Consider the following 20,968-nt stretch of genomic DNA (forward strand, 5'->3'; position numbering starts at 1 on the left):
CAAAAGACATTACTCCTGTTCAGAATTACGCAAATAATAACCAACTCCGCGGCGCGTAACAATCCAAGTTGGGTGGCTAGGGCTATCCTCAATTTTTTCACGCAAACGTCTTACGGTAACATCAACGGTTCTCACGTCACCATAATAATCATAACCCCATACTGTTTGCAGTAAATGTTCTCTCGTCATCACTTGACCAATGTGTTGGGCTAAGTAGTAGAGCAATTCAAATTCCCGATGCGTTAGTTCAATTGTTTCACCACGTTTAGAAACAACATAGGCATCCGGATGAATCACAAGCGAGCCTACTTCTATTTCATTCGTTTCATCTTCAGCATCTGCCTGTGTTAAAATTTGATTATGGCGGCGTAAATTAGCCTTGACGCGGGCAATTAATTCCCGAGTACTAAAGGGCTTTGTGACATAATCATCAGCACCCAGCTCTAATCCTAAAACCTTGTCAATTTCAGAGTCTTTTGCTGTCAGCATAATAATAGGCATTTCATACTTTTTACGAACTTCACGGCAAACTTCCATCCCGTCCCTTAATGGAAGCATGATGTCTAAAAGGATTAAATCTGGTTGAACCTCCTCCACAAGCTGGAGTGCCTCGTTTCCATCATAAGCGCAATAAACTACATATCCTTCTTTTTTTAAATTAAACTGCAAAATATCTGCAATTGGTTTTTCATCGTCCACAACAAGAATTTTCTTCTCCATATCATTACTCCTTTTCATTAAATTGATCTATTATAAAAGTCATTAGAAGTCATACCAATACTACTCTACTTTACCATTTTATCGATTTAAATTCACCTATAAGCAGCAATTGGCAGGATTGGTATTACAATTACTACCAAATATAGATATCATCTCCACAAATCAAAAAGTCTCTAGCAACTAACTAGAGACTCTGACGTTTAATGTAAATAGGACAATGGGTTGACCAGGCTGCCATTTTTGTATACTTCAAAATGAAGATGCACGCCTGTTGCATGGCCTGTTGCGCCCATGACCCCGATAGCAGTGCCTTTTGAAACCGTTTGGCCTGCTTTTACATTAAGGGATGACATATGACCGTAAAGAGTTCGGAATCCATTTTGATGATCAATGATAATTCTATTCCCGTAACCGTTACTCCATCCAGCAGATACGACAACGCCATTATCGGCAGCCTTTATTGTCTTATTACTAGGTCTAGCAATATCAATACCTTTATGCATTTTCCCCCAGCGCTGACCTTGCTGACTCGATATATATCCGCCCACTGTCGGCCAGGCAAAGCTGCCCTCGCCGCGAGAAGGAATGACCTTTGTTCCTTTAATGATGATGTGATTAACTGGCTGAGTTAAGATTTGCTCATTGGATTGGGTTTTTTTAACCGTTACACCATTTTGCTCTACTAGTTGATAGGTTACGGATCTTGACCCATTCTGGCCAGCCTGTTTCTCTTTTGTTTCTCCTTTTGGCAAGGTTGAATCCTCAACCACTTCATCTGCAAAAGGAATGGCTTCCTGTTGATTTACTTCTTTATCAACAAAAACTTCAACGTATGGTTTTAATGCCGTTACATTAATTTCTTGGCCCACTTTTAAAAGACTATCTGCTGTTAAACCAGGATTTAATGATAAAAGATCTGCTATCTGTAAACCGTGCTGTTCAGCAATCGTCCCCATTACATCGCCCGTTTGAACGACATATTTCTTTTCTTCCAGGGTACCCTTTTGTAATAAGGTAACAGCATCGTCTGCTGACATAATTTTTTCTGGTGTCACATTTCTCGCTTCGATGGAAACATTTTTTGATAAGTGTACGTCTAATAAACGAGATTCATTTTCCTTTAATGCTGGCAGGGACACGTTTTCTTGTGTTTTTCTTGCCTCTAGTTCACTTAGTTGTTCTTCAGGCACATATTGTAATTTTAACTTCTTTATCACTTCTTCAGCAGTTGCCTTATTATTTACATAAACAGCAGGAGCTCCATCAATGACAATGGCTGATGCCTCAGCTTGAAGCTGGAAGGTGTCTGCGAAAGTTTGAACCGTTTCCTGGTTATTCGTTGAAGTACGGGAACCTTTTTCAGGGACATATTGAATTTGTGTTTTTAAATCGATATCCTTAAAGGACTCCTTTGCTCCATCAACTTTTTCTTCAATAATACGATCAATCACTTTTTTATCTGTTACATTTCCTATGTATGTACCGTTATAGTAAACATGATAAATTGTTGTTAAATCTGATGCTGTGGCAAGTGCAATTGGACCGTTACTAAAGGCAATCACTGATGCTGCCATGGCAGTAATAACGGTTGTTTTTAATAATAAAAACCTATTTTTCTTTGAAGATGGCATTTTTTCCTCCTAAACCACGGTAAAACCCTTCTCAACTTAAATTTTTTATAAGTAAAGAATTTTCCAGAATTTTAGACCTCTATTACTGTAACATAACTTTTTTTTAAAAGATGAATAGTCTTTGTAATGTAATAAAAATGTATAATAGCTGACACTTTTCTACAATTCTTGTAATATTCTAGTAAAATTTTCATAGTTTTCAGTCGTTTTTTCTTTTAAGCAGTAGTTAGGAATTACTATTAAACTATTATTTAATAGTTCTTTAGTTAGTAGTTTGAGGAATTAGAATAAAGGGGACCGTGTTGCAAGAAGGCACCTTACTGACAATGCGGTGTTTAAAAAAATTATTTTAAAATAAAAAAAGCCTGCAGCAGCAGACTTCTTTTTTTCATATGATGGCGCAGGACGGAATCGAACCGCCGACACAAGGATTTTCAGTCCTTTGCTCTACCGACTGAGCTACTGAGCCAACTAGTGGCGGTCTGGACGGGACTCGAACCCGCGACCTCCTGCGTGACAGGCAGGCATTCTAACCAACTGAACTACCAGACCAATATTTCATTGATTGTCAGCAAGGAAACCGTCCTTGCCAGTCACTCACTGACAATCAAAAGCCAATGACCCCTACGGGACTCGAACCCGTGTTACCTCCGTGAAAGGGAGGTGTCTTAACCGCTTGACCAAGGGGCCAACTATCAAGGTAAAAATGGTGAGCCATGAAGGACTCGAACCTTCGACCCTCTGATTAAAAGTCAGATGCTCTACCAACTGAGCTAATGGCTCGAAACAAAATTTGTTTGTCGTATCGTGACGACGCTTTTTATATTATCATGGATGTTAGACAAAGCGCAATACTTTTTTAAAAAAACTTTTAATAAAGTTTGAAGCCCCCAAAAAGAGGGCCTCTTATTATATAAAAATTTATTGGTTTTAACATACATTGGTAATATCTAGCTCCAGCGCCCTAGCGGCTAGTATCCTTCGCTTTTAAATTTGTCTCCAAGGGCTGCGGACGACATTTGTTTGCGTACGATCTGGACCGACAGAGAAGGTGGTCAACGGAACGCCTGTCAGCTGTGTGACACGTTCAACATAATGACGGGCATTTGCCGGTAGTTCATCTAAGGATTTAACTCCAGTAATATCTTCCGTCCAGCCTGGCAATTCCTCATAAATAGGTTCACATTGTGATAGTATTCTTAAATTTGCTGGATACTCCGTAATGACTTCATCCTTATAACGGTAAGCTGTGCAAATCTTTAAGGTATCAATTCCGGTTAGTACATCAATGGAATTAAGTGAAAGGTCAGTTAACCCACTGACACGGCGGGCATGGCGGACAACGACACTATCAAACCAGCCAACACGGCGCGGGCGTCCTGTAGTTGTTCCATATTCACGTCCTACTTCACGAATTCGATTGCCAATTTCATTATCTAATTCTGTTGGAAATGGGCCATCCCCAACACGAGAGGTATAAGCCTTACAAACGCCGACTACATGGGTGATTTTCGAAGGACCGACACCAGAGCCAATCGTTACTCCTCCTGCAACAGGATTGGATGAGGTAACAAATGGGTAGGTACCTTGGTCAATATCAAGCATGACGCCTTGTGCACCTTCAAATAATACGCGTTTGCCATCATCTAAAGCGTCGTTTAACACAACCGAGGTATCACAAACATATTGTTTAATCTGCTGACCATACTCAAAATACTCGTCAAGGATATCTTCCTTCTTAAAACCAGTTGTCTCATAAATCCGTTCAAATAGACGATTTTTCTCTTCAAGGTTTTGTTCGAGTTTTTCTTCAAATATTTCCCGGTCAAGTAAATCAGCAATTCTTATTCCAACCCGGGCTGCCTTATCCATATATGCTGGGCCGATTCCTTTTTTGGTCGTTCCAATTTTATTCGCACCTTTTCGCAATTCTTCGACTTCATCCAATTTCAAATGATAAGGAAGGATCACGTGGGCCCGGTTACTAATGCGAAGGCTCTCGGTTGAAATTCCCTTTTCATGTAAATAGGCAAGCTCTTCTACAAGTGCTTTAGGGTCTACAACCATTCCATTGCCGATGACACTTATTTTTTCTTTATTAAAAATCCCAGAAGGAATTAAGTGTAACTTATATGTTTCACCATTAAATTTGATGGTGTGGCCCGCATTGTTACCACCTTGATAGCGTGCAATAACCTCGGCATTTTCCGAAAGAAAGTCGGTTATTTTACCCTTTCCTTCGTCCCCCCATTGCGTTCCAACAACGACTACTGATGACATGAATGGCACCTCCAGAATTTCTGCTCTTATTTAATCATAACCCTAGTTTACCAATTTCAAGGCCAACAAGTCAATAAAACACGAACGTTTTTTATAGAAATGTATAAATACGTTCGTAAATATAGCAATCTCAGAAAATACGTAAAAAAAGGCCAGCCATTTTTACGGCTAACCTTTTATCTCCCAATTATGCACCTGGAGGATCATTGTAGCGTGTCTCCAGATTGACGAACTTATTATATTCTTTTACAAAAGCTAACGAGACCGTTCCTGTTGGACCATTACGTTGTTTTGCAATAATAATCTCAATAATATTCTTATTCTCAGATTCTTTATCATAGTAATCATCACGATATAAAAAGGCAACAATATCGGCATCCTGCTCAATACTCCCTGATTCACGGATATCAGACATCATAGGACGCTTATCTTGACGCTGCTCCACTCCACGAGAAAGCTGAGAAAGAGCAATGATAGGCACTTTCAGCTCACGGGCTAATTGTTTAAGGGAACGGGAAATTTCCGATACTTCCTGCTGACGGTTCTCTCCTGACCGGCCGCTGCCTAGGATTAACTGCAGATAATCAATTAAAATCATTCCTAACCCATGCTCCTGCTGAAGACGGCGGCATTTTGCACGAATATCATTTACACGGACACCTGGAGTATCGTCAATAAAGATTCCGGCATTTGAGAGACTCCCCATTGCCATGGTCAGCTTGCCCCAATCTTCATCTGTGAGGGACCCGGTACGAAGGCGCTGGGCATCAATATTGCCTTCTGAACACAACATACGCATGACTAGCTGCTCAGCTCCCATTTCGAGACTGAAGATCGCAACATTTTCACCTGTTTTGGTCGCAACATTTGCTGCTATATTCAAGGCAAAGGCTGTTTTACCTACGGAAGGACGAGCACCGACGATGATTAAATCATTACGCTGGAATCCTGCCGTCATCCGATCAAGCTCAGCAAACCCTGTAGCAATACCAGTGACATCACCAACACGATTGTGCATTTCTTCAATATTGTCATAAGTACGAACTAGGACATCTTTAATATTGTGGAAGGCACCAGCGTTCTTTCTCTGTGCCACCTCCATAATACTTTTCTCCGCTTCACTTAACAGTGATTCAACTTCATCCTCGCGGGTATAACCATCGGTGGCAATATTTGTGGCCGTGCGAATTAATCTTCTAAGTAATGACTTTTCTTCTACAATTCTAGCATAATACTCAATATTGGCTGCGGTCGGTACAGAACCTGATAAGTCACTTAAATAGCTGACACCGCCAATATCCTCAATTAATTTGGAAGCTGCCAGCTCCTCTGTTACCGTAACGAGGTCAACCGCCTTCCCTTGATCGTTTAAATGCAGCATCACATTAAAGATTTTTTGATGGGAAGCACGATAAAAATCCTCAGGAATTAGAATTTCTGAAGCCAAAGTGAGCGCAGAAGGCTCTAAAAAAATTGCCCCTAACACAGCTTGTTCTGCCTCTATATTTTGTGGGGGCATCCGATCTGCATATACATCATTCATCTATCAAAAACCTCCTAGTTTAGAAGGATGATTATCTAGTAATTTCAAAAATATCATATCCCATAAAGAAAAAAGTGACCAGTAAAAAACCGATCACAGTAAATTGCTTACTTTTTTATTCTATCATGTTTATTCAAACTTTCGTACTGGCAAATTTTTTACAGTTACCACTACTTTACTTCTGTTACCGAAACTGTTAATGTCGCGGTGACTTCATGATGAAGTTTAACCGGAACTTTTGTGTGACCAAGGGTACGAATTGCATCAGCTAATTCCATTTTGCGTTTATCTATTTTAATACCGTGTTTCTTTTGCAATTCCTCAGCTATTTGCTTCGTTGTAATCGAACCGAACAGTCTGCCGCCTTCTCCAGCTTTAGCTGTTAGTTCAATCGTAATGTTGTCCAATACTTCTTTCATTTTTTTGGCTTCTGCAAGTTCTTCAGCAGCTGCTTTTTCTTCTTTCTTTTTTTGGGCATCTAGTGTACTGATATTCGCACTATTTGCCTCCTTTGCTAAACCTTGCTTGATTAAAAAGTTATGTGCATAGCCATCGGCTACATTTTTTACTTCGCCTTTTTTCCCTTTACCTTTTACATCCTTTAAAAAGATTACTTTCATTCCTTCTTCACTCCTTCAAAATAGTCAGTAATGGCAAGCTTTAATTGTGTCTCAGTTTCTTCAATGGATAAACCTGTCAACTGGGTTGCTGCATTTGTCAAATGCCCGCCGCCTTTCAAGCTTTCCATAATAATCTGCACATTGATATTACCAAGTGATCTTGCACTAATTCCAATGACACCCTCACCTCGTTTAGCTATAACGAAGGAGGCAAGCACCCCATCCATGGTGAGTAATGTATCAGCTGCTTGGGCAATGAGCACTTGATCATATATCTCATGTTCCGCTCCCTTTGCAACGACAATCCCATCCCTGTAAAAATGAACAGTCTCAATTAGCTTTGATCTTTTTATATATGTATTGACATCTTCCTTCAATAGCTTTTGGACAAGGACAGAATCAGCACCATGTGCCCGTAAATAGGAGGCAGCATCAAACGTTCGTGAACCGGTTCTTAACGTAAAACTTTTTGTATCAACAATGATGCCTGCTAAAAGCGCAGTTGCTTCAATCATTTCTATTTTACCTCGTTTAGGCTGGTATTCCAAAAATTCAGTTACCAGTTCAGAAGTAGAAGAGGCATATGGTTCCATATAAACCAACAATGGATTCGCTATAAACTCCTCGCCACGACGATGATGATCAATAACAACAACGTGATCAATTTTGTTTAATAACCGTTCATCCATTACCATAGAAGGCTTATGTGTATCAACAATCACAAGCAATGTTTTATCTGTAACGATCTCCAATGCCTGTTCGGAATTGATTAAGTGTGAATAGATTTCCTGCTGTTGACGAAGTTCATTCATTAACCGTTTCACACCGTTATCCATCTCTTGGGTATTTACAACAATATAGGCATCCTTTTGATTCATTTGAGCCACCTTGTAAATCCCGATACTAGCCCCGATGGAATCCATATCAGGGTTTTTATGACCCATAATCATAACCTTATCACTGGCCATGATTAAATCTCGTAAGGCATGTGAAATAACCCGAGCCCTTACCCTAGTTCTTTTCTCAACAGGGTTTGTTTTGCCACCAAAGAATTTAACCTTACCACTTGGTAATTTAATGGCAACTTGGTCTCCGCCTCGTCCTAAGGCCAAATCAAGACTGGATTGGGCTAAGGTACCTAACTCTGGCAAGGAAGTAACACCTGTACCAACACCAATACTTAAAGTAAAGGAGACATTGTGTTTAGCAGTCATTTCCCTTACATCATCCAGAATAGAAAATCTTCCTTTTTCAAGAATACGAAGAATTCGTTCACTAAAAACAGCAATAAACCGCTCAGATGATACCCTTTTTAAGTAAATGCCGTTATCCTGTGCCCACTTATTTAAAATAGAAGTAACCAAGTTATTAATGCTGCCACGCATCTGATCATCCATACCCTGAGTAAGGTCATCATAATTATCCAAGAAAATCGTTGCGATTACTGTGCGGTCATCCTGGTACCTTTTCTCAATTTCTGTTTGCTCTGTTACATCAAAGAAGTATAAGAGCCGCTCCTCCCGTTTATGAACAATACGAAATTTCCGTTCATTCAATGTAATGATTTCCGTTTCAATTTCCTGCTTAACTAAAGGAATTAACGTTTCCGCCAGGTTGTATAGTGACTTACCTACCAATGTTTCCTCAGCAAAGCAAGAAGATAAATAAGGATTGGCCCATTCAACAAAAAGCTCGTCATTAATGAGCATAATGCCAATTGGCATTTCCATAAGGGCTTCTTCACCGACCTTTTTTACTCGGTAAGAAAGCGTGGAAATATATGTCTCCATCTCTTTTCGCTCACGACGGTCAATAGCAAACATATAGTAGACCGGAAAGATCATTAATAACAGGCCAGCAACACTTAAGATCCAATTATATAATGACAGAACAATAAGCAGAATTACTGTAACGCCAATTAGCCCATAAAAAGGGTAACGAATCGACCGCTTTTCTAAAAATCCAGGCAAAGTCTTCAGCTCCTTGACGTAAGTCTTACTCTTTTTTTACAAATCGCTTTCTAAAATCAAAGCCTAAATCAGTAATACCTAATAACATTATTATATAATGAACAATCGGAATGATGAAAGTAAGAATTACTATGAATACACCAAGTCCTTTGGCAATGGAACGCTGATCCAGAATAAAAAATAGAAACGACAGTCCTTGGAGGACAATAAATAATTCTAAAATATATCTCGCATTAATAAAAACTAAATATAAATAGGTCCCTTCTTGGGGCTGGAATAACATCAATCCTGCTAAGGAAATTAAGTAATACCATAGAAGGCTTTTTGGAAGAGTGAGATTTTTTAGTTTCCCCCACGGTTGAACAGGAGTTCCAAATCTTTTCGCAATCGGAAAGCAGATCCACTGAATCACAAAAACCGAGATAAGGGAAGCCAATACTAAAATACTTGGTGCCAATGTTTCAATCATTTTAATTAAAGCAGCATTTTTCTTATTGAGTTGTTCAATTTGATCTTGCCGGCCTAATGATTTCAACATATCTTCTTGCATTTTAGTGGATTCCTTTAAAGCTTGTGCTAGTTCATGAATAATGTCCACTTTAAATAAGACGACACTACCTGCATAAAAAATGATCAATCCAACAATAAACGTAAGGGTACTCGCAATTAATATGGATGTTCTACTTTTACCCTTTTGAAGCATATATCCAATAATTACCCCGACTGCACCGTAAAGTAACATTAAAGCAAGTCCCATAAAGGAGCCTGCAATAAAGGAGAGAAAAACAGCTGCAGCAAAGAATGCCATAATATTTTTTCCATTATTTTTTGCCGAAAATAATATAAACGGAAGCGGTAAAACAAAGTTTAGAAAGGAGCCTAGAACTGGTACATTTATTGTTAGTAATAGCAAAACCATAAATGTTGCCAAAAGGATGGCACCCTCTGTTAGTTTGCGTACATTTTTCACTTCAACACCCCTAAATATCTTAAACCTATCTTCTATTGTAGCTAGATAGCCATAGTGATTCAACTTTAAGATAAAAATAAAAGGCAGCAAGGGTGAACCCCTCACTGCCTAATTTATTCATTCTATTCACCAGCTACGAATGGTAGTAATGCCATTTGACGTGCACGTTTAATTGCAACTGTTAGTTTACGTTGATATTTAGCGCTTGTACCAGTTACACGACGTGGTAAAATCTTTCCACGTTCAGAGATGAATTTTTTAAGTAAATCTACATCTTTATAATCGATGCGTGTAATGCCATTTGCTGTGAAATAGCACACTTTACGACGTTTTGCGCGACCGCCTTTACGTCCTCCTGCCATGAAAATTCCCTCCTTTAATTATTTATTGTTTCGTTCATAATGTCGGTTTAGAAGGGCAGATCGTCATCGGAAATGTCAATCTGACCTGTTCCTTCAAATGGATTCTTGTCCACGTGTTGGAAACCATTGTTTTGATTTGGACGTTGATTCTGATTGCTGCTGCCAAATGGAGTACCTTGTGGTTCCATTGGAGGAGCACCATAATAATCGTTGTTGTTGCTTCTTCCACCGCCGCCAGAAGAGTTCTTTGGTTCAAGAAATTGAACATTATCTGCTACAATCTCAGTAAAGTACTGACGTCTGCCATCCTGCTCGTAAGTACGAACTTGGATACGACCATCAACTCCAGCTAAATTACCTTTTTTCAAATAGTTAGCGACATTTTCAGCAGCTTTACGCCAAACAACGATGTTTAGGAAATCCGCTTCCCGTTCACCTTGCTGATTTGAAAATTGACGATTTACTGCAAGGGTAAAGGTAGCAACAGCCACTCCATTTGGAGTAAACTTCAATTCAGGGTCTTTTGTTAAACGGCCAACAAGCACGACACGATTTATCATCAGAATCAACTCCTTTTCATTCTGTCTGAATTGTTTCACGTGAAACATTCAGCTTCAGAAATATATATTTTATTCTTCTTCTTTAATTACGATATGGCGAATGATATCTTCACTGATCTTAGCAAGACGAGAAAATTCTTGCACTGCAGCAGCTGAAGATGTTGTTTTAGCGATTTGGTAGTATCCGTCGCGGAAATCGTTGATTTCGTATGCAAGACGGCGTTTACCCCAATCTTTAGTTTCAGCAGTTTCCGCACCATTTTCAAGAAGAATTGTATTAAAACGCTCAACAAGAGCCTTTTTCGCTTCATCTTCAATATTTGGGCGGATGATGTACATGATTTCGTACTTTTTCATCACAGTCACCTCCTTTTGGTCTAAACGGCCCGAATGGGCAAGGAGCAATTATTCATTACTCACAAGTTGAAATTATACCATAGTTAAAATAGAAATGCAATGTCCTTCACAATAATGACTTTTTTTGCTTCTTTTTCATTATTAAAAGGCCCTGCACTATATGCAGAGCCAAAGGAGAAAATTAGTGTTTGCGTACTACAACTTTATTAAACGTTAAAGCGGAAATGGATAACATCGCCGTCTTTTACTTCGTATTCTTTTCCTTCAAGACGAACCTTGCCGGCCTCTTTTGCAGCATTGTGACTGCCAGCTGCAAGCAGGTCGTCATAGGATACAATTTCAGCACGGATAAAACCACGTTCGAAATCAGAATGGATAATCCCCGCACATTGAGGAGCCTTCATACCCTTTTTGAATGTCCATGCCCGTACTTCTTGTACACCTGCAGTAAAGTAGGTAGCTAAACCAAGCAGACTATAGGCTGCACGGATTAATTGGTCCAAACCGGACTCTTCAATTCCAAGTTCCGATAGGAACATGGCTTTTTCATCGCCTTCGAGCTCTGCGATTTCTTCTTCAATTTTTGCACAAATGACAATTACTTCGGCATTGTCAGCCGCTGCGAATTCACGAACTTTTTGAACGTATTCATTTGCAGCAGGATCAGCAATATCATCTTCACTAACATTTGCCACATAAAGAACAGGTTTTATGGTTAAAAGATGCATGCCTTTCACTAATTTAAGTTGTTCTTCAGTAAAATCAACTGTACGAGCCGGCTTTTCTGCTTCAAAGGCATCACGAAGCATGGACAGTACTTCAAACTCTGCAGCCGCATCCTTATCTTTTTGCTTGGCCAGTTTTTCCACACGATTAATCCGCTTCTCTACTGATTCCATATCAGCAAGGATTAACTCTAGATTAATGGTTTCAATATCATCAATTGGGTCAACTTTTCCTGATACATGTGTAATATTTTCATCAGCAAAACAGCGGACGACTTGGCAGATGGCATCCACTTGGCGGATATGCGATAGGAATTTGTTTCCAAGTCCTTCACCTTTACTAGCCCCTTTTACAATCCCGGCAATATCGGTAAATTCAAATGCAGTTGGCACGGTTTTTTTCGGTTGGACAAGCTCGGTTAATTTTTGTAAACGATGGTCAGGTACTTCGACGATTCCAACGTTTGGATCAATCGTACAGAAGGGATAATTGGCTGATTCCGCTCCTGCCTGTGTAATTGCGTTAAATAAAGTAGATTTACCAACGTTAGGCAAACCTACAATACCAGCTGTTAATGCCATTCACTTTCACTCCTCAAAAAATAAATCTATTTAAATATAGAAATTGGTTTTAAATATTAAAAAGCCTCTCACAATTATAGGCAACAAATCCTAAAAAGACAAGGTACACACTAAATCCTAAAGCGTTTATACCACGAAGAACATTATAAAAACTGGTGCAAAAAAGCACCAGTCATTGTATTTTTTCAAGATTAACTAAACAATCATATAACGTACTGCCCAAACCATTATCAGATTCACCGCTGGAAGTTAGGTTATTGACAGGACCGCCAAACCTCTTCCAAATGCCCTCCTCAATATTAATGGTATTAGGATGTGCCGTTGGTAATATCGTGATATAACCTGCTATTTCACCACGATTATTCCAAACTCTCACATAATCATCATTATTCAGGCCAATATCCTCAGCAATATTTGCAGCCACTTCAACTTTAAGCTTTACCTTCTCGCCTAGGAGATGATAATGCTGGGAATGGTTAGAGCGTAATGGATGAATAGTCAGCAGATTATAGGGATATTTCTCTGCAAGCAGTGGGTTCTCCCATTTTGATTCAGATGGAACCGCTAATGTTAACCGTCCATTAACGCCCTTTTGCTGGCCTAAGTGGGAAGTGAATTCAAATTTACCTGTCGCTGTTTCAAACAAATGATCGTGCCAAGGTACTTTTTCAACCGGAAGTTCCACATGATTCTGTTGTTTTATTTTCTCAAGAGTAATCCCTTTTTCCGCCAATGATTTTAGTGTCATTTGCAGGTATTCTTCCCTTGAAAAATCAAAATCTGCTCCGAAGCCAAGCCTATTCGCTAATTGTGTCCAAATCCATAAATCCGGCTTGGCTTCACCGGGAGATGGAACAAGTTTTGGACCATAGTTCACATAATGATGATACATGGATGAATAATAAAGATCTTCCTCTTCAAACGCCGTTGCTGTCGGTAATACATAATCGGCGAGCATCGCTGTATCCGTCAAAAATTGATCTATTACAATGAGGGTTTCAACAGAAGAGAAGGCTTTTTGAACTATATGGGTGTCAGGCACTTGTGTAAGCGGATTTCCACAGGTGACTACAATCATTTTTATGGATGGATTAGTGGCTTTTAAAATGTCTTCTGCCTGTTTCATTATAGAAAACTGGCGGTGCTGTTGTTTGCGCCCAGGAAGTGTCAATTCATCAAAAGCAAAGCTCTGACCCACTTGAAGATTAGCATAATTGGCCCCGCCTCCGGCAATACCAATGTTTCCGCTTATTGCCACAAGTGCATCAATCAGGCGAATCGTATTACCACCATTCCGATATCGTTGTAACCCTAGGCCCATAAAGGTTGCTGTTGGTCTTTCTCCATAAACCTGGGCCAATTTAGTGATGACATGACACGGCACTTCTGTCATTTCACATATGTTTTCTAAGGAAATGCTGTCAAGCAGCTCAACTAAATCCTCAAAACCATGGGTAAATTGCTCTATAAACCCACAGTCCCCTAATCCTAACCGAAGCATTTCTTTCATAATTCCAGCTGCTAAAAGACCATCCATGCCAGGCTTAACAGTAAAATAGTCATCAGCTATTTTGGCTGTTGCATTAAACAGTGGGTCAATCACATATATTTTGACACCCTGTTTCTTAGCTTGCAGCAATTTTTCATATAGGTGCATATTGGTTCGGGCTACATTCCGGCCCCAAATAATGATATTCTTACTATTAAAAATGTCGTCTGGTTCATGACTGCCAGCATTACCGAAATCCCATTTTTGTGCCTCTATGCCTGCACCCCAACACAGTGAACCATAAAGCTCCGTCACCCCTCCATAACAATTAAAAAAGCGCTGATCAAGGTTTTTCAAGATTCCATTGTTCGCGTAATCATGGCTATGCAGGACAGCAGTTGTCCCATAATGCTCTTTTATTTCTATTAACTTATCAGCGATTTCATCGAGTGCCTGCTCCCAAGTAATTTGTACAAAAGCACCATCAACCTTTTTTAAAGGATGCAGCAAGCGTTCCCCTGAATTTGTTCTTGCTGCCAGCATTCGGCCTCGGCCGCAAATCTTCCCCTTGGTGATAGGATGATCTGGATCACCCTCTACTTTCACCACCTTGTTCTGTTCGACGGTTACATTGAAACCACAGCTATCCCAACAATTTAATGGACATGCTGCTTTATGAACCTCTGCCAAACTCTCCACCCCCGTTACGCGGCTATTTCTACTATTGAAATAAGCATAATACAAATAAATAAAAAAAGAAGCATGAAATATTACCCTTCATGCTTTACCAATATCTTTTTCATTTTCCGTGAAAACTCTTTTCTAGGAATGAGAACGCTGTGTCCGCAGCCTTCACATTTAATCCTTATATCCATCCCCAAACGGATAATTTTCCAACGATTGGTTCCACAAGGATGCTGTTTCTTCATTTCAACAACATCATTTAGGGCATATTCTTTTTCTTCCATACTAAAACCCTCCGGTTCTATATTATTGTCCAGTGCCGCCCTTGTACATCAACAGGTTTAAATTCGGAGCTTTAATACCATTCTCGTCTAATATCAATTTAATATCCTTCCGAATCGCCCTCGTAACTCCTGCATGCTTCATGGGCAGGGTTTCTGCTATTATCCGTAAAATAACCTCGTTTACACCAATTGATTGGATCCCTAACAGCTCCGGAGCTTTAGTTAACTCTTCATATTTGCTTGACATCGATGGGAGGGCGTCCGCAATCACTTCTTCTGCCCGTTGAATGTCTTCTCCAGAGGAAATTGCAATATCAATAATCGCAAGGCTGTTATTAATTGAAAAATTGGTTACTTGCGTGATACTGCCATTCGGTAAAATATGAACTTCGCCTGTCCAGCTTTTAATTTTCGTTGTTCTTAAACCAATTGTTTCGACATTACCCTCAAATTCTCCTATGCGAACATGATCGCCGACTGAAAATTGGTCTTCAAAAATAATAAAGAAACCAGAAATAACGTCTTTCACTAAGCTTTGTGCGCCAAAACCTACCGCCAATCCAACGACTCCTGCTCCGGCAATTAGTGCCTTTACATCAATTCCTAAGACGGAAAGAACCATCATAAGGGCAATAAAATAAACCACATAAGTTAGAACACTATCAAGCAGCTTAGAAAGGGTATCTTCACGGCGTGCAGATGTATTAAGCGGTGACAAATTTCTAATCTTAAAAAAGTTGTGAATAGCCACTTTTCCAATCCGTACAATGATATTTGCAATAACTAAAATAGCAATAATTTTAAGTAACCCTTCACCAAGGTTCAGCCAGGTATCTTCATTTTGAATTTTACTAAAATCGTCTTGAATTCCCTTTGTTGAGAGATTCATTTATTACACCATCCTAAAAACAATTTACCTCATCTATTTTAACAATTTTTCTTCCTATATTGTATCATTATGATTTTTTGTTTTTCTATCCCCGCCATGTATAGATTTTCGAAATTTTCCGTATAATGATTAAAAAGCGGAGGCGGCCGTTTATGGCGCTGGAGCTAGACTGTGACAACAATCGTAATTAGGGAGTGGACTTAATGAATCTGAAGACTAGCTTTTTTGATAGGAGGAGCAAATTACAAATCATCCATGATGATCATCAGGCTGCTGAAAACCTAGCTGCGGAATTACTTCTGAATATTCCCAGTATGACCGGCCAGCCGATTGTATTTGTTTGTATTGGGACAGACCGCTCCACAGGCGATTCATTAGGACCACTCGTTGGGACGCTGCTTGAGGAAAAGAACCTCCAAAATTTTCACGTTTATGGAACATTAGATCAACCCATACACGCTGTTAATCTTGCTGAAAGGCTGGATGAGATTCACAGCAAATATGGTAATCCTTATATTATCGGCATCGATGCCTGCCTAGGACGAACCAAGAATGTGGGTGCCATTCAAGTTGGAAACGGCCCTGTCAAACCTGGAGCTGGAGTAAACAAGGAACTTCCTGCTGTAGGAGATATACATATCACAGGAATAGTTAATGTCAGTGGGTTTATGGAGTTTTTTGTTTTACAAAATACCCGTTTAAACCTTGTCATGAAAATGGCCAAAACCATTGCAGGCGGAATCTATCAAGCAAGTCTCCTTTATCCTGCAAAACATAAATGGACAGAGATAAATTGGCAGGAAGAAGAGAAGATGAACTAAAAAAAGAGCAAACACGTTACTTGTGTTTACTCTTTTTACTATTTTAATGCAAAATATGCTGATAATTATACATAATGGTGACAATTATTCCTGTGACAACTATAGCCGGCAACAGGTTCGCTACCTTTATTTTTACCATACCCGTCAGGTTTAAGCCAATCGCAAAAATCATGACTCCACCCGTCGCTGTCATCTCAACGATAAACTGATCCATTAACTCTTTAGGAACAAACTGATCAATTTGAGTGGCAAATAAGGCAATTAATCCTTCATAGACAACTACCGGAATTGCTGAAAAGATAACACCAATCCCTAAGGTTGTGGTTAGTATTAACGCAGTAAAACCGTCAATGAGCGATTTTGTATATAATACAGAATGATCGCCGCGGATGCCGCTATCAAGAGCTCCAATAATGGCCATGGCACCAATTACAAAGATTAACGTAGCGGTAACAAATCCCTCAGAAATGCTTCCCTTACCGTTTGAACCGACCTTTAATTCTAGCCAGCCGCCCAATTCATTTAATTTATCTTCTAATCGTAATAGTTCACCTGCCACCGCGCCGACAACCAAGCTAATAATAACAATGAGGAAGTTTTCACTTTTTAACCCCATTTGCAGCCCTAGCACCATAACCGACAAACCAATGGCAAACATAACCGTTACTTTCATACTTTCCGGGATTCGATTTAAAAACTTCCCCAACAGTGTACCAATAATAATTAAAAGCCCGTTAACAAGTGTACCAATTAAAAACATTGTAAATTCACCTTTAGTTTCGCCTCTCGAAATATAGTAGTACTGAGCTAGCATCCTTTAAAAAAATAAACCATCCCGATGATGGTCTAATTACATATATAAGTTTTGGCTTTGAGAAATGTCCAGCTCCAGGCCATACGCCGCTGACCAGGGCGCTTCCGCTTTTCTTATATTGAATCCTCATGATCAAGCATTTCCAGGATCCGTTCTAAATCCTCTTGTGAGAAAAATTCAATTTCAATTTTCCCCTTATTCTTATTTTGTTTAATATTCACGGTAGTCCCAAACCGTTCACGCAGGGTGTGTTCCCGCTCCTGTAAAAAGACATTCTTTTTCTTTTCAGGCTTTTTTGTTTCACGTGAAACATTTTCATTTAATTGCTGTATTAATTTTTCTAACTGACGGACATTTAGCCCTTCGTTGATTACTTTATCTACTAATACTTGCAGCTTAGCTTTTTGCCGCAGTCCTAATAATGCACGTCCGTGACCCATTGAAATTTTCCCTGTTGAGATCAACTCTTGAATGACAGGAGGGAGGGAAAGCAGCCGAACATAGTTGGCTACATGAGGTCGGCTTTTACCTAATCGCTTGGAAACCTCTTCCTGGGTCAGTTTTAACTTTTCCATTAAGGTTTGATAAGCTTGTCCCTCTTCAATAGGGTTTAAATCTTCCCGTTGTAAATTTTCTAATACAGCTAACTCCATCATTTGCTGCTCGGAGAGATCGCGGACAACCGCAGGAACTGTTTCAAGCTTTGCTGCCTTTGCAGCGCGGAAACGGCGTTCTCCCACGACAATTTCATAGCCCTTGATACTTTTGCGGACGACAAGCGGCTGCAGGATACCGTGTTCCAAAATAGAATCTCTTAATTCGTCAATTGCATCTTGCTGGAAGGTTTTCCGTGGCTGGTAAGGGTTAGGGCGAAGATCCTTAATCTTTAATTCTTGGACATTTTCTTCCTTACTAGCATCCGAAAAAAAGGCATTTAGACCCTTTCCTAAAGCTTTAGCCATTCGAGACCACTTCCTTTGCTAAATCTAAATAAACTTCAGCTCCCCGTGATTTTGAATCATACGAAATAATGGGTTCACCATGACTTGGGGCTTCACTTAGACGTACATTTCTTGGAATAATGGTTTTATAGACTTTATCTTGGAAATACTTTTTCACTTCTTCAATAACTTGAATACCAAGGTTGGTTCGAGCATCCAGCATGGTTAATAACACGCCTTCGATCTTTAAGTCCTGATTTAGATGCTTTTGTACCAGCCTTACTGTATTTAATAATTGACTTAACCCTTCTAATGCATAGTACTCACACTGGACGGGAATTAAGACAGCGTCTGAGGCAGTTAATGCATTAAGCGTTAATAACCCTAGGGACGGCGGACAATCAATAATGATATAATCGAATCGATCTTTAACTTCTCCAAGTGCACGTTTTAAACGGACCTCTCTTGAAATCGTTGGAACCAATTCAATCTCCGCTCCTGCTAATTGAATCGTAGCAGGAATGACAGACAAATTTTCAATGGATGTCTGTTTTATTACATCATTTGCTTCCACATCATCAACCAAAACATCATATATACACTGTTCGACTTCTGCTTTTTCTATTCCAACCCCGCTTGTTGCATTTCCCTGCGGGTCAATGTCTACTAATAAGACCCGTTTTCCTATATGTGCTAAACAGGCGCCTAGGTTGACAGAGGTTGTCGTCTTACCGACTCCACCTTTTTGATTTGCGATTGAAAGGATTTTCCCCACGTTGTCACCTACCTATATTTCTCAAAAAATTGTATTTTAGTATTCTAGCAACTACCTAATCTATGAATAATTATCCCCTATCAAGAGGGGAAAGTAAAACTCCATTCCTCTATTTTAGCATGATTTTATTTATTGTTGTTTTTTTTCTAAAAATATTCCCAACACAAAAAAAATCAGCCATACAACATGGTCTGATTCTAATGAACTAATTATTTTTTCTTGGGAATGCGGATGGTAAATTGGTAAAATTCATCAAATTCTTCTTCTTCCGCGTCCAATTTAATGCCGCTATCAGATACCATTGATAACGATTGTCGAATAGTATTAACTGCAATTCTCATATCCTTACTAAAAGCTTTTCGTTTTGGCTTTGGTTTATCCGTTTTTTGTTCAAGCAGCTTTACGACCCGTTCTTCTGTTTGCTTTACATTTAGATTTCTCTCAATTACTTCAGCAAGCAGAGTTACTTGTTTTTCTGGATCCTTCAGAGGGATCAAGGCACGGGCATGGCGCTCCGTAATAATTTTGTTTAATAAAGCATCCTGAATAGGCTGCGGCAATTTAAGGAGCCGAAGTTTATTGGCTACAGTTGACTGCCCCTTTCCAAGACGCTGTGCTAATGCTTCTTGTGTCAAGTTGTGCAGTTCAAGCAGCTTCCCGTATGCAATTGCCTCTTCAATCGGAGATAAATTTTCTCGTTGTAAATTTTCAATGAGGGCCACAGAAGCTGTTTCTGTATCGGAAAGATTTTTAACAATAGCAGGTGCTTCCGCCCAGCCAAGCTTTTTCATTGCCCGCCAACGCCGCTCTCCGGCAATAATTTCGTATTTATCAATCGCAAACTCACGGACTACGATTGGTTGAATAATACCATGTATATGAATCGTTCGTGATAACTCTTCTATTTTTTCTTCATCAAATACCGTCCGTGGCTGGAATCGGTTTGGAATAATTTGGTTAATCGGTATTTTTTTTATCTCATCGTTTCGTTCCATTTCTATCTCTTGCTCTAGCTCAACCTCTTGATCTCCCTTTTCGCCGAGGCCAAAAAAGCGTGTAAATGAACTCTTCATCCCCAACACCACCTTTACGAAACTCCCTATTAGTTATTCTCTATTTAAATAAATTCTTCCTGCCTAGGATACCATTTTTATAAAAATAGTTGAATGGCTTGTTTTTTATAAGAAGAGAATAATTGTTTACCTTCGGACCAACTTGTTTTATTCAATTGGTGTTTTGGCCGGTGTCCCAGGCTTCCGAGGGTATTTCTTTGGCGTTTGCTTTTCTTTTTTTATCACTAAAATGGTTCTTTCACTGTCTTCCATTGGCAGTGTAAATGTGTAAACATCCTCCAGCTTGCCGCCCAGAGTAGTAATAGCCTTTTGACCGTTTTCTAATTCTTCCTTAGCGTGCAAGGCCTTCATCGCTATAAAATGTCCGCCCACCTTTACAAGTGGTAAACAAAACTCACTTAAAACAGACATTCTAGCTACTGCTCTTGCTGTTACCACATCAAAGTTTTCCCTGTAGGCGGGATTAACGCCAAATGTTTCCGCACGATCATGTACAAAATGGACATTTTCTAATTTTAAAACATCGGCCAAATGATGTAAAAATGAAATCCGCTTGTTTAATGAATCAACAATTGTCACTTCGAGTTGTGGGAAAACAATTTTTAACGGGATGCTTGGGAAACCTGCACCGGCTCCAACATCACAAAGATGGAACGTTTTTGTAAAATCAAAATAAAACGAAGCCGTAATGGAATCATAAAAATGCTTTAAATACACATCAGCCTTTTCTGTGATGGCCGTTAAATTCATTTTTTCATTCCACTCAACCAGGGTCGTAAAGTAGGTTTCAAATTGGTTAAGCTGATGCTCGGATAGGGTAATCCCCTTATCTCGAAGGTTGGCTGCAAATTGTTCAATGTTCATTAACAAATCTTCCT

The 20,968-nt window shown here is 39.5% G+C and carries 20 protein-coding genes and 4 tRNA genes; 1 reads left to right on the forward strand and 23 read right to left on the reverse strand.

Features of this window, described 5'->3' with window-relative positions; genetic code table 11:
* Positions 1–9: 9 nt before the first annotated feature.
* From yycF to AC4E8C_RS24775, 18 genes are all read right to left on the reverse strand, one after another.
* Positions 10–720 (reverse strand): response regulator YycF, encoded by a 711-nt coding sequence (gene yycF, locus AC4E8C_RS24690; RefSeq protein WP_490209269.1) that lies wholly within the window; start codon positions 718–720, stop codon positions 10–12.
* Between the two features lie 200 nt (positions 721–920).
* Positions 921–2,351: a peptidoglycan DD-metalloendopeptidase family protein gene (locus AC4E8C_RS24695; protein ID WP_490209271.1), complete on the reverse strand. Its 1,431-nt coding sequence runs from the start codon at positions 2,349–2,351 to the stop codon at positions 921–923.
* Positions 2,352–2,747: 396 nt separating this feature from the next.
* Positions 2,748–2,820, reverse strand: a tRNA-Phe gene (locus tag AC4E8C_RS24700).
* A gap of 6 nt (positions 2,821–2,826) precedes the next feature.
* Positions 2,827–2,903, reverse strand: a tRNA-Asp gene (locus AC4E8C_RS24705).
* Between the two features lie 66 nt (positions 2,904–2,969).
* Positions 2,970–3,041 (reverse strand) — tRNA-Glu (locus tag AC4E8C_RS24710).
* Between the two features lie 17 nt (positions 3,042–3,058).
* Positions 3,059–3,134, reverse strand: a tRNA-Lys gene (locus AC4E8C_RS24715).
* 204 nt (positions 3,135–3,338) lie between these two features.
* A complete protein-coding gene (locus tag AC4E8C_RS24720) occupies positions 3,339–4,631 on the reverse strand; it encodes an adenylosuccinate synthase (RefSeq protein WP_490209273.1) in 1,293 nt (430 codons plus the stop codon).
* Positions 4,632–4,818: 187 nt separating this feature from the next.
* Positions 4,819–6,174, reverse strand: a complete 1,356-nt coding sequence (dnaB, locus tag AC4E8C_RS24725; RefSeq protein WP_490209274.1) for a replicative DNA helicase — start codon at positions 6,172–6,174, stop codon at positions 4,819–4,821.
* A 170-nt stretch (positions 6,175–6,344) separates the two neighbouring features.
* Positions 6,345–6,794: a 50S ribosomal protein L9 gene (gene rplI, locus AC4E8C_RS24730; RefSeq protein ID WP_490209276.1), complete on the reverse strand. Its 450-nt coding sequence runs from the start codon at positions 6,792–6,794 to the stop codon at positions 6,345–6,347.
* A complete protein-coding gene (locus tag AC4E8C_RS24735; protein WP_490209278.1) occupies positions 6,791–8,764 on the reverse strand; it encodes a DHH family phosphoesterase in 1,974 nt (657 codons plus the stop codon). The genes rplI and AC4E8C_RS24735 overlap by 4 nt, the downstream gene beginning before the upstream one ends.
* A 25-nt stretch (positions 8,765–8,789) precedes the next feature.
* Positions 8,790–9,734 carry a YybS family protein gene (locus AC4E8C_RS24740; protein ID WP_490209280.1) on the reverse strand — a complete coding sequence of 315 codons (945 nt, stop codon included), beginning with the start codon at positions 9,732–9,734 and terminating at the stop codon, positions 8,790–8,792.
* Positions 9,735–9,856: 122 nt separating this feature from the next.
* Complete coding sequence (gene rpsR, locus AC4E8C_RS24745; RefSeq protein ID WP_007088219.1) at positions 9,857–10,096, reverse strand: 30S ribosomal protein S18; 240 nt, start codon at positions 10,094–10,096, stop codon at positions 9,857–9,859.
* Between the two features lie 47 nt (positions 10,097–10,143).
* On the reverse strand, positions 10,144–10,656 hold the full coding sequence (ssb, locus tag AC4E8C_RS24750; RefSeq protein WP_490209282.1) for a single-stranded DNA-binding protein: 513 nt from the start codon (positions 10,654–10,656) through the stop codon (positions 10,144–10,146).
* Positions 10,657–10,725: 69 nt separating this feature from the next.
* A complete protein-coding gene (gene rpsF, locus AC4E8C_RS24755; protein WP_490209284.1) occupies positions 10,726–11,013 on the reverse strand; it encodes a 30S ribosomal protein S6 in 288 nt (95 codons plus the stop codon).
* 206 nt (positions 11,014–11,219) lie between these two features.
* Complete coding sequence (gene ychF / locus AC4E8C_RS24760; protein ID WP_490209285.1) at positions 11,220–12,320, reverse strand: redox-regulated ATPase YchF; 1,101 nt, start codon at positions 12,318–12,320, stop codon at positions 11,220–11,222.
* 172 nt (positions 12,321–12,492) lie between these two features.
* Positions 12,493–14,499: a molybdopterin-dependent oxidoreductase gene (locus AC4E8C_RS24765; protein WP_490209287.1), complete on the reverse strand. Its 2,007-nt coding sequence runs from the start codon at positions 14,497–14,499 to the stop codon at positions 12,493–12,495.
* 80 nt (positions 14,500–14,579) lie between these two features.
* Complete coding sequence (locus tag AC4E8C_RS24770; RefSeq protein ID WP_490209289.1) at positions 14,580–14,777, reverse strand: DUF951 domain-containing protein; 198 nt, start codon at positions 14,775–14,777, stop codon at positions 14,580–14,582.
* A gap of 22 nt (positions 14,778–14,799) precedes the next feature.
* Positions 14,800–15,666 (reverse strand): mechanosensitive ion channel family protein, encoded by an 867-nt coding sequence (locus AC4E8C_RS24775; protein ID WP_490209291.1) that lies wholly within the window; start codon positions 15,664–15,666, stop codon positions 14,800–14,802.
* A gap of 203 nt (positions 15,667–15,869) precedes the next feature.
* Between AC4E8C_RS24775 and yyaC the strand changes: the two genes are divergently transcribed.
* Positions 15,870–16,487 carry a spore protease YyaC gene (gene yyaC / locus AC4E8C_RS24780; RefSeq protein ID WP_490209293.1) on the forward strand — a complete coding sequence of 206 codons (618 nt, stop codon included), beginning with the start codon at positions 15,870–15,872 and terminating at the stop codon, positions 16,485–16,487.
* Between the two features lie 43 nt (positions 16,488–16,530).
* Here the strand turns inward: yyaC and AC4E8C_RS24785 are convergent, their stop codons facing one another.
* The 5 genes from AC4E8C_RS24785 to rsmG form a co-directional block, all read right to left on the reverse strand.
* On the reverse strand, positions 16,531–17,247 hold the full coding sequence (locus AC4E8C_RS24785; protein WP_490209295.1) for a DUF554 domain-containing protein: 717 nt from the start codon (positions 17,245–17,247) through the stop codon (positions 16,531–16,533).
* Positions 17,248–17,414: 167 nt separating this feature from the next.
* Positions 17,415–18,263, reverse strand: a complete 849-nt coding sequence (locus AC4E8C_RS24790; RefSeq protein WP_490209297.1) for a ParB/RepB/Spo0J family partition protein — start codon at positions 18,261–18,263, stop codon at positions 17,415–17,417.
* The gene (locus AC4E8C_RS24795) at positions 18,256–19,017 is read right to left on the reverse strand and encodes a ParA family protein (protein ID WP_490209299.1); all 762 of its coding nucleotides are present in this window, start codon (positions 19,015–19,017) and stop codon (positions 18,256–18,258) included. Before AC4E8C_RS24795 ends, AC4E8C_RS24790 begins: the two co-directional genes overlap by 8 nt.
* A gap of 209 nt (positions 19,018–19,226) precedes the next feature.
* Positions 19,227–20,090 (reverse strand): nucleoid occlusion protein, encoded by an 864-nt coding sequence (gene noc, locus AC4E8C_RS24800; protein WP_490209301.1) that lies wholly within the window; start codon positions 20,088–20,090, stop codon positions 19,227–19,229.
* 147 nt (positions 20,091–20,237) lie between these two features.
* The gene (rsmG, locus tag AC4E8C_RS24805; RefSeq protein WP_490209303.1) at positions 20,238–20,954 is read right to left on the reverse strand and encodes a 16S rRNA (guanine(527)-N(7))-methyltransferase RsmG; all 717 of its coding nucleotides are present in this window, start codon (positions 20,952–20,954) and stop codon (positions 20,238–20,240) included.
* Positions 20,955–20,968: the final 14 nt, after the last annotated feature.

The sequence above is a fragment of the Neobacillus sp. SRL179 genome (genome assembly GCF_984799095.1).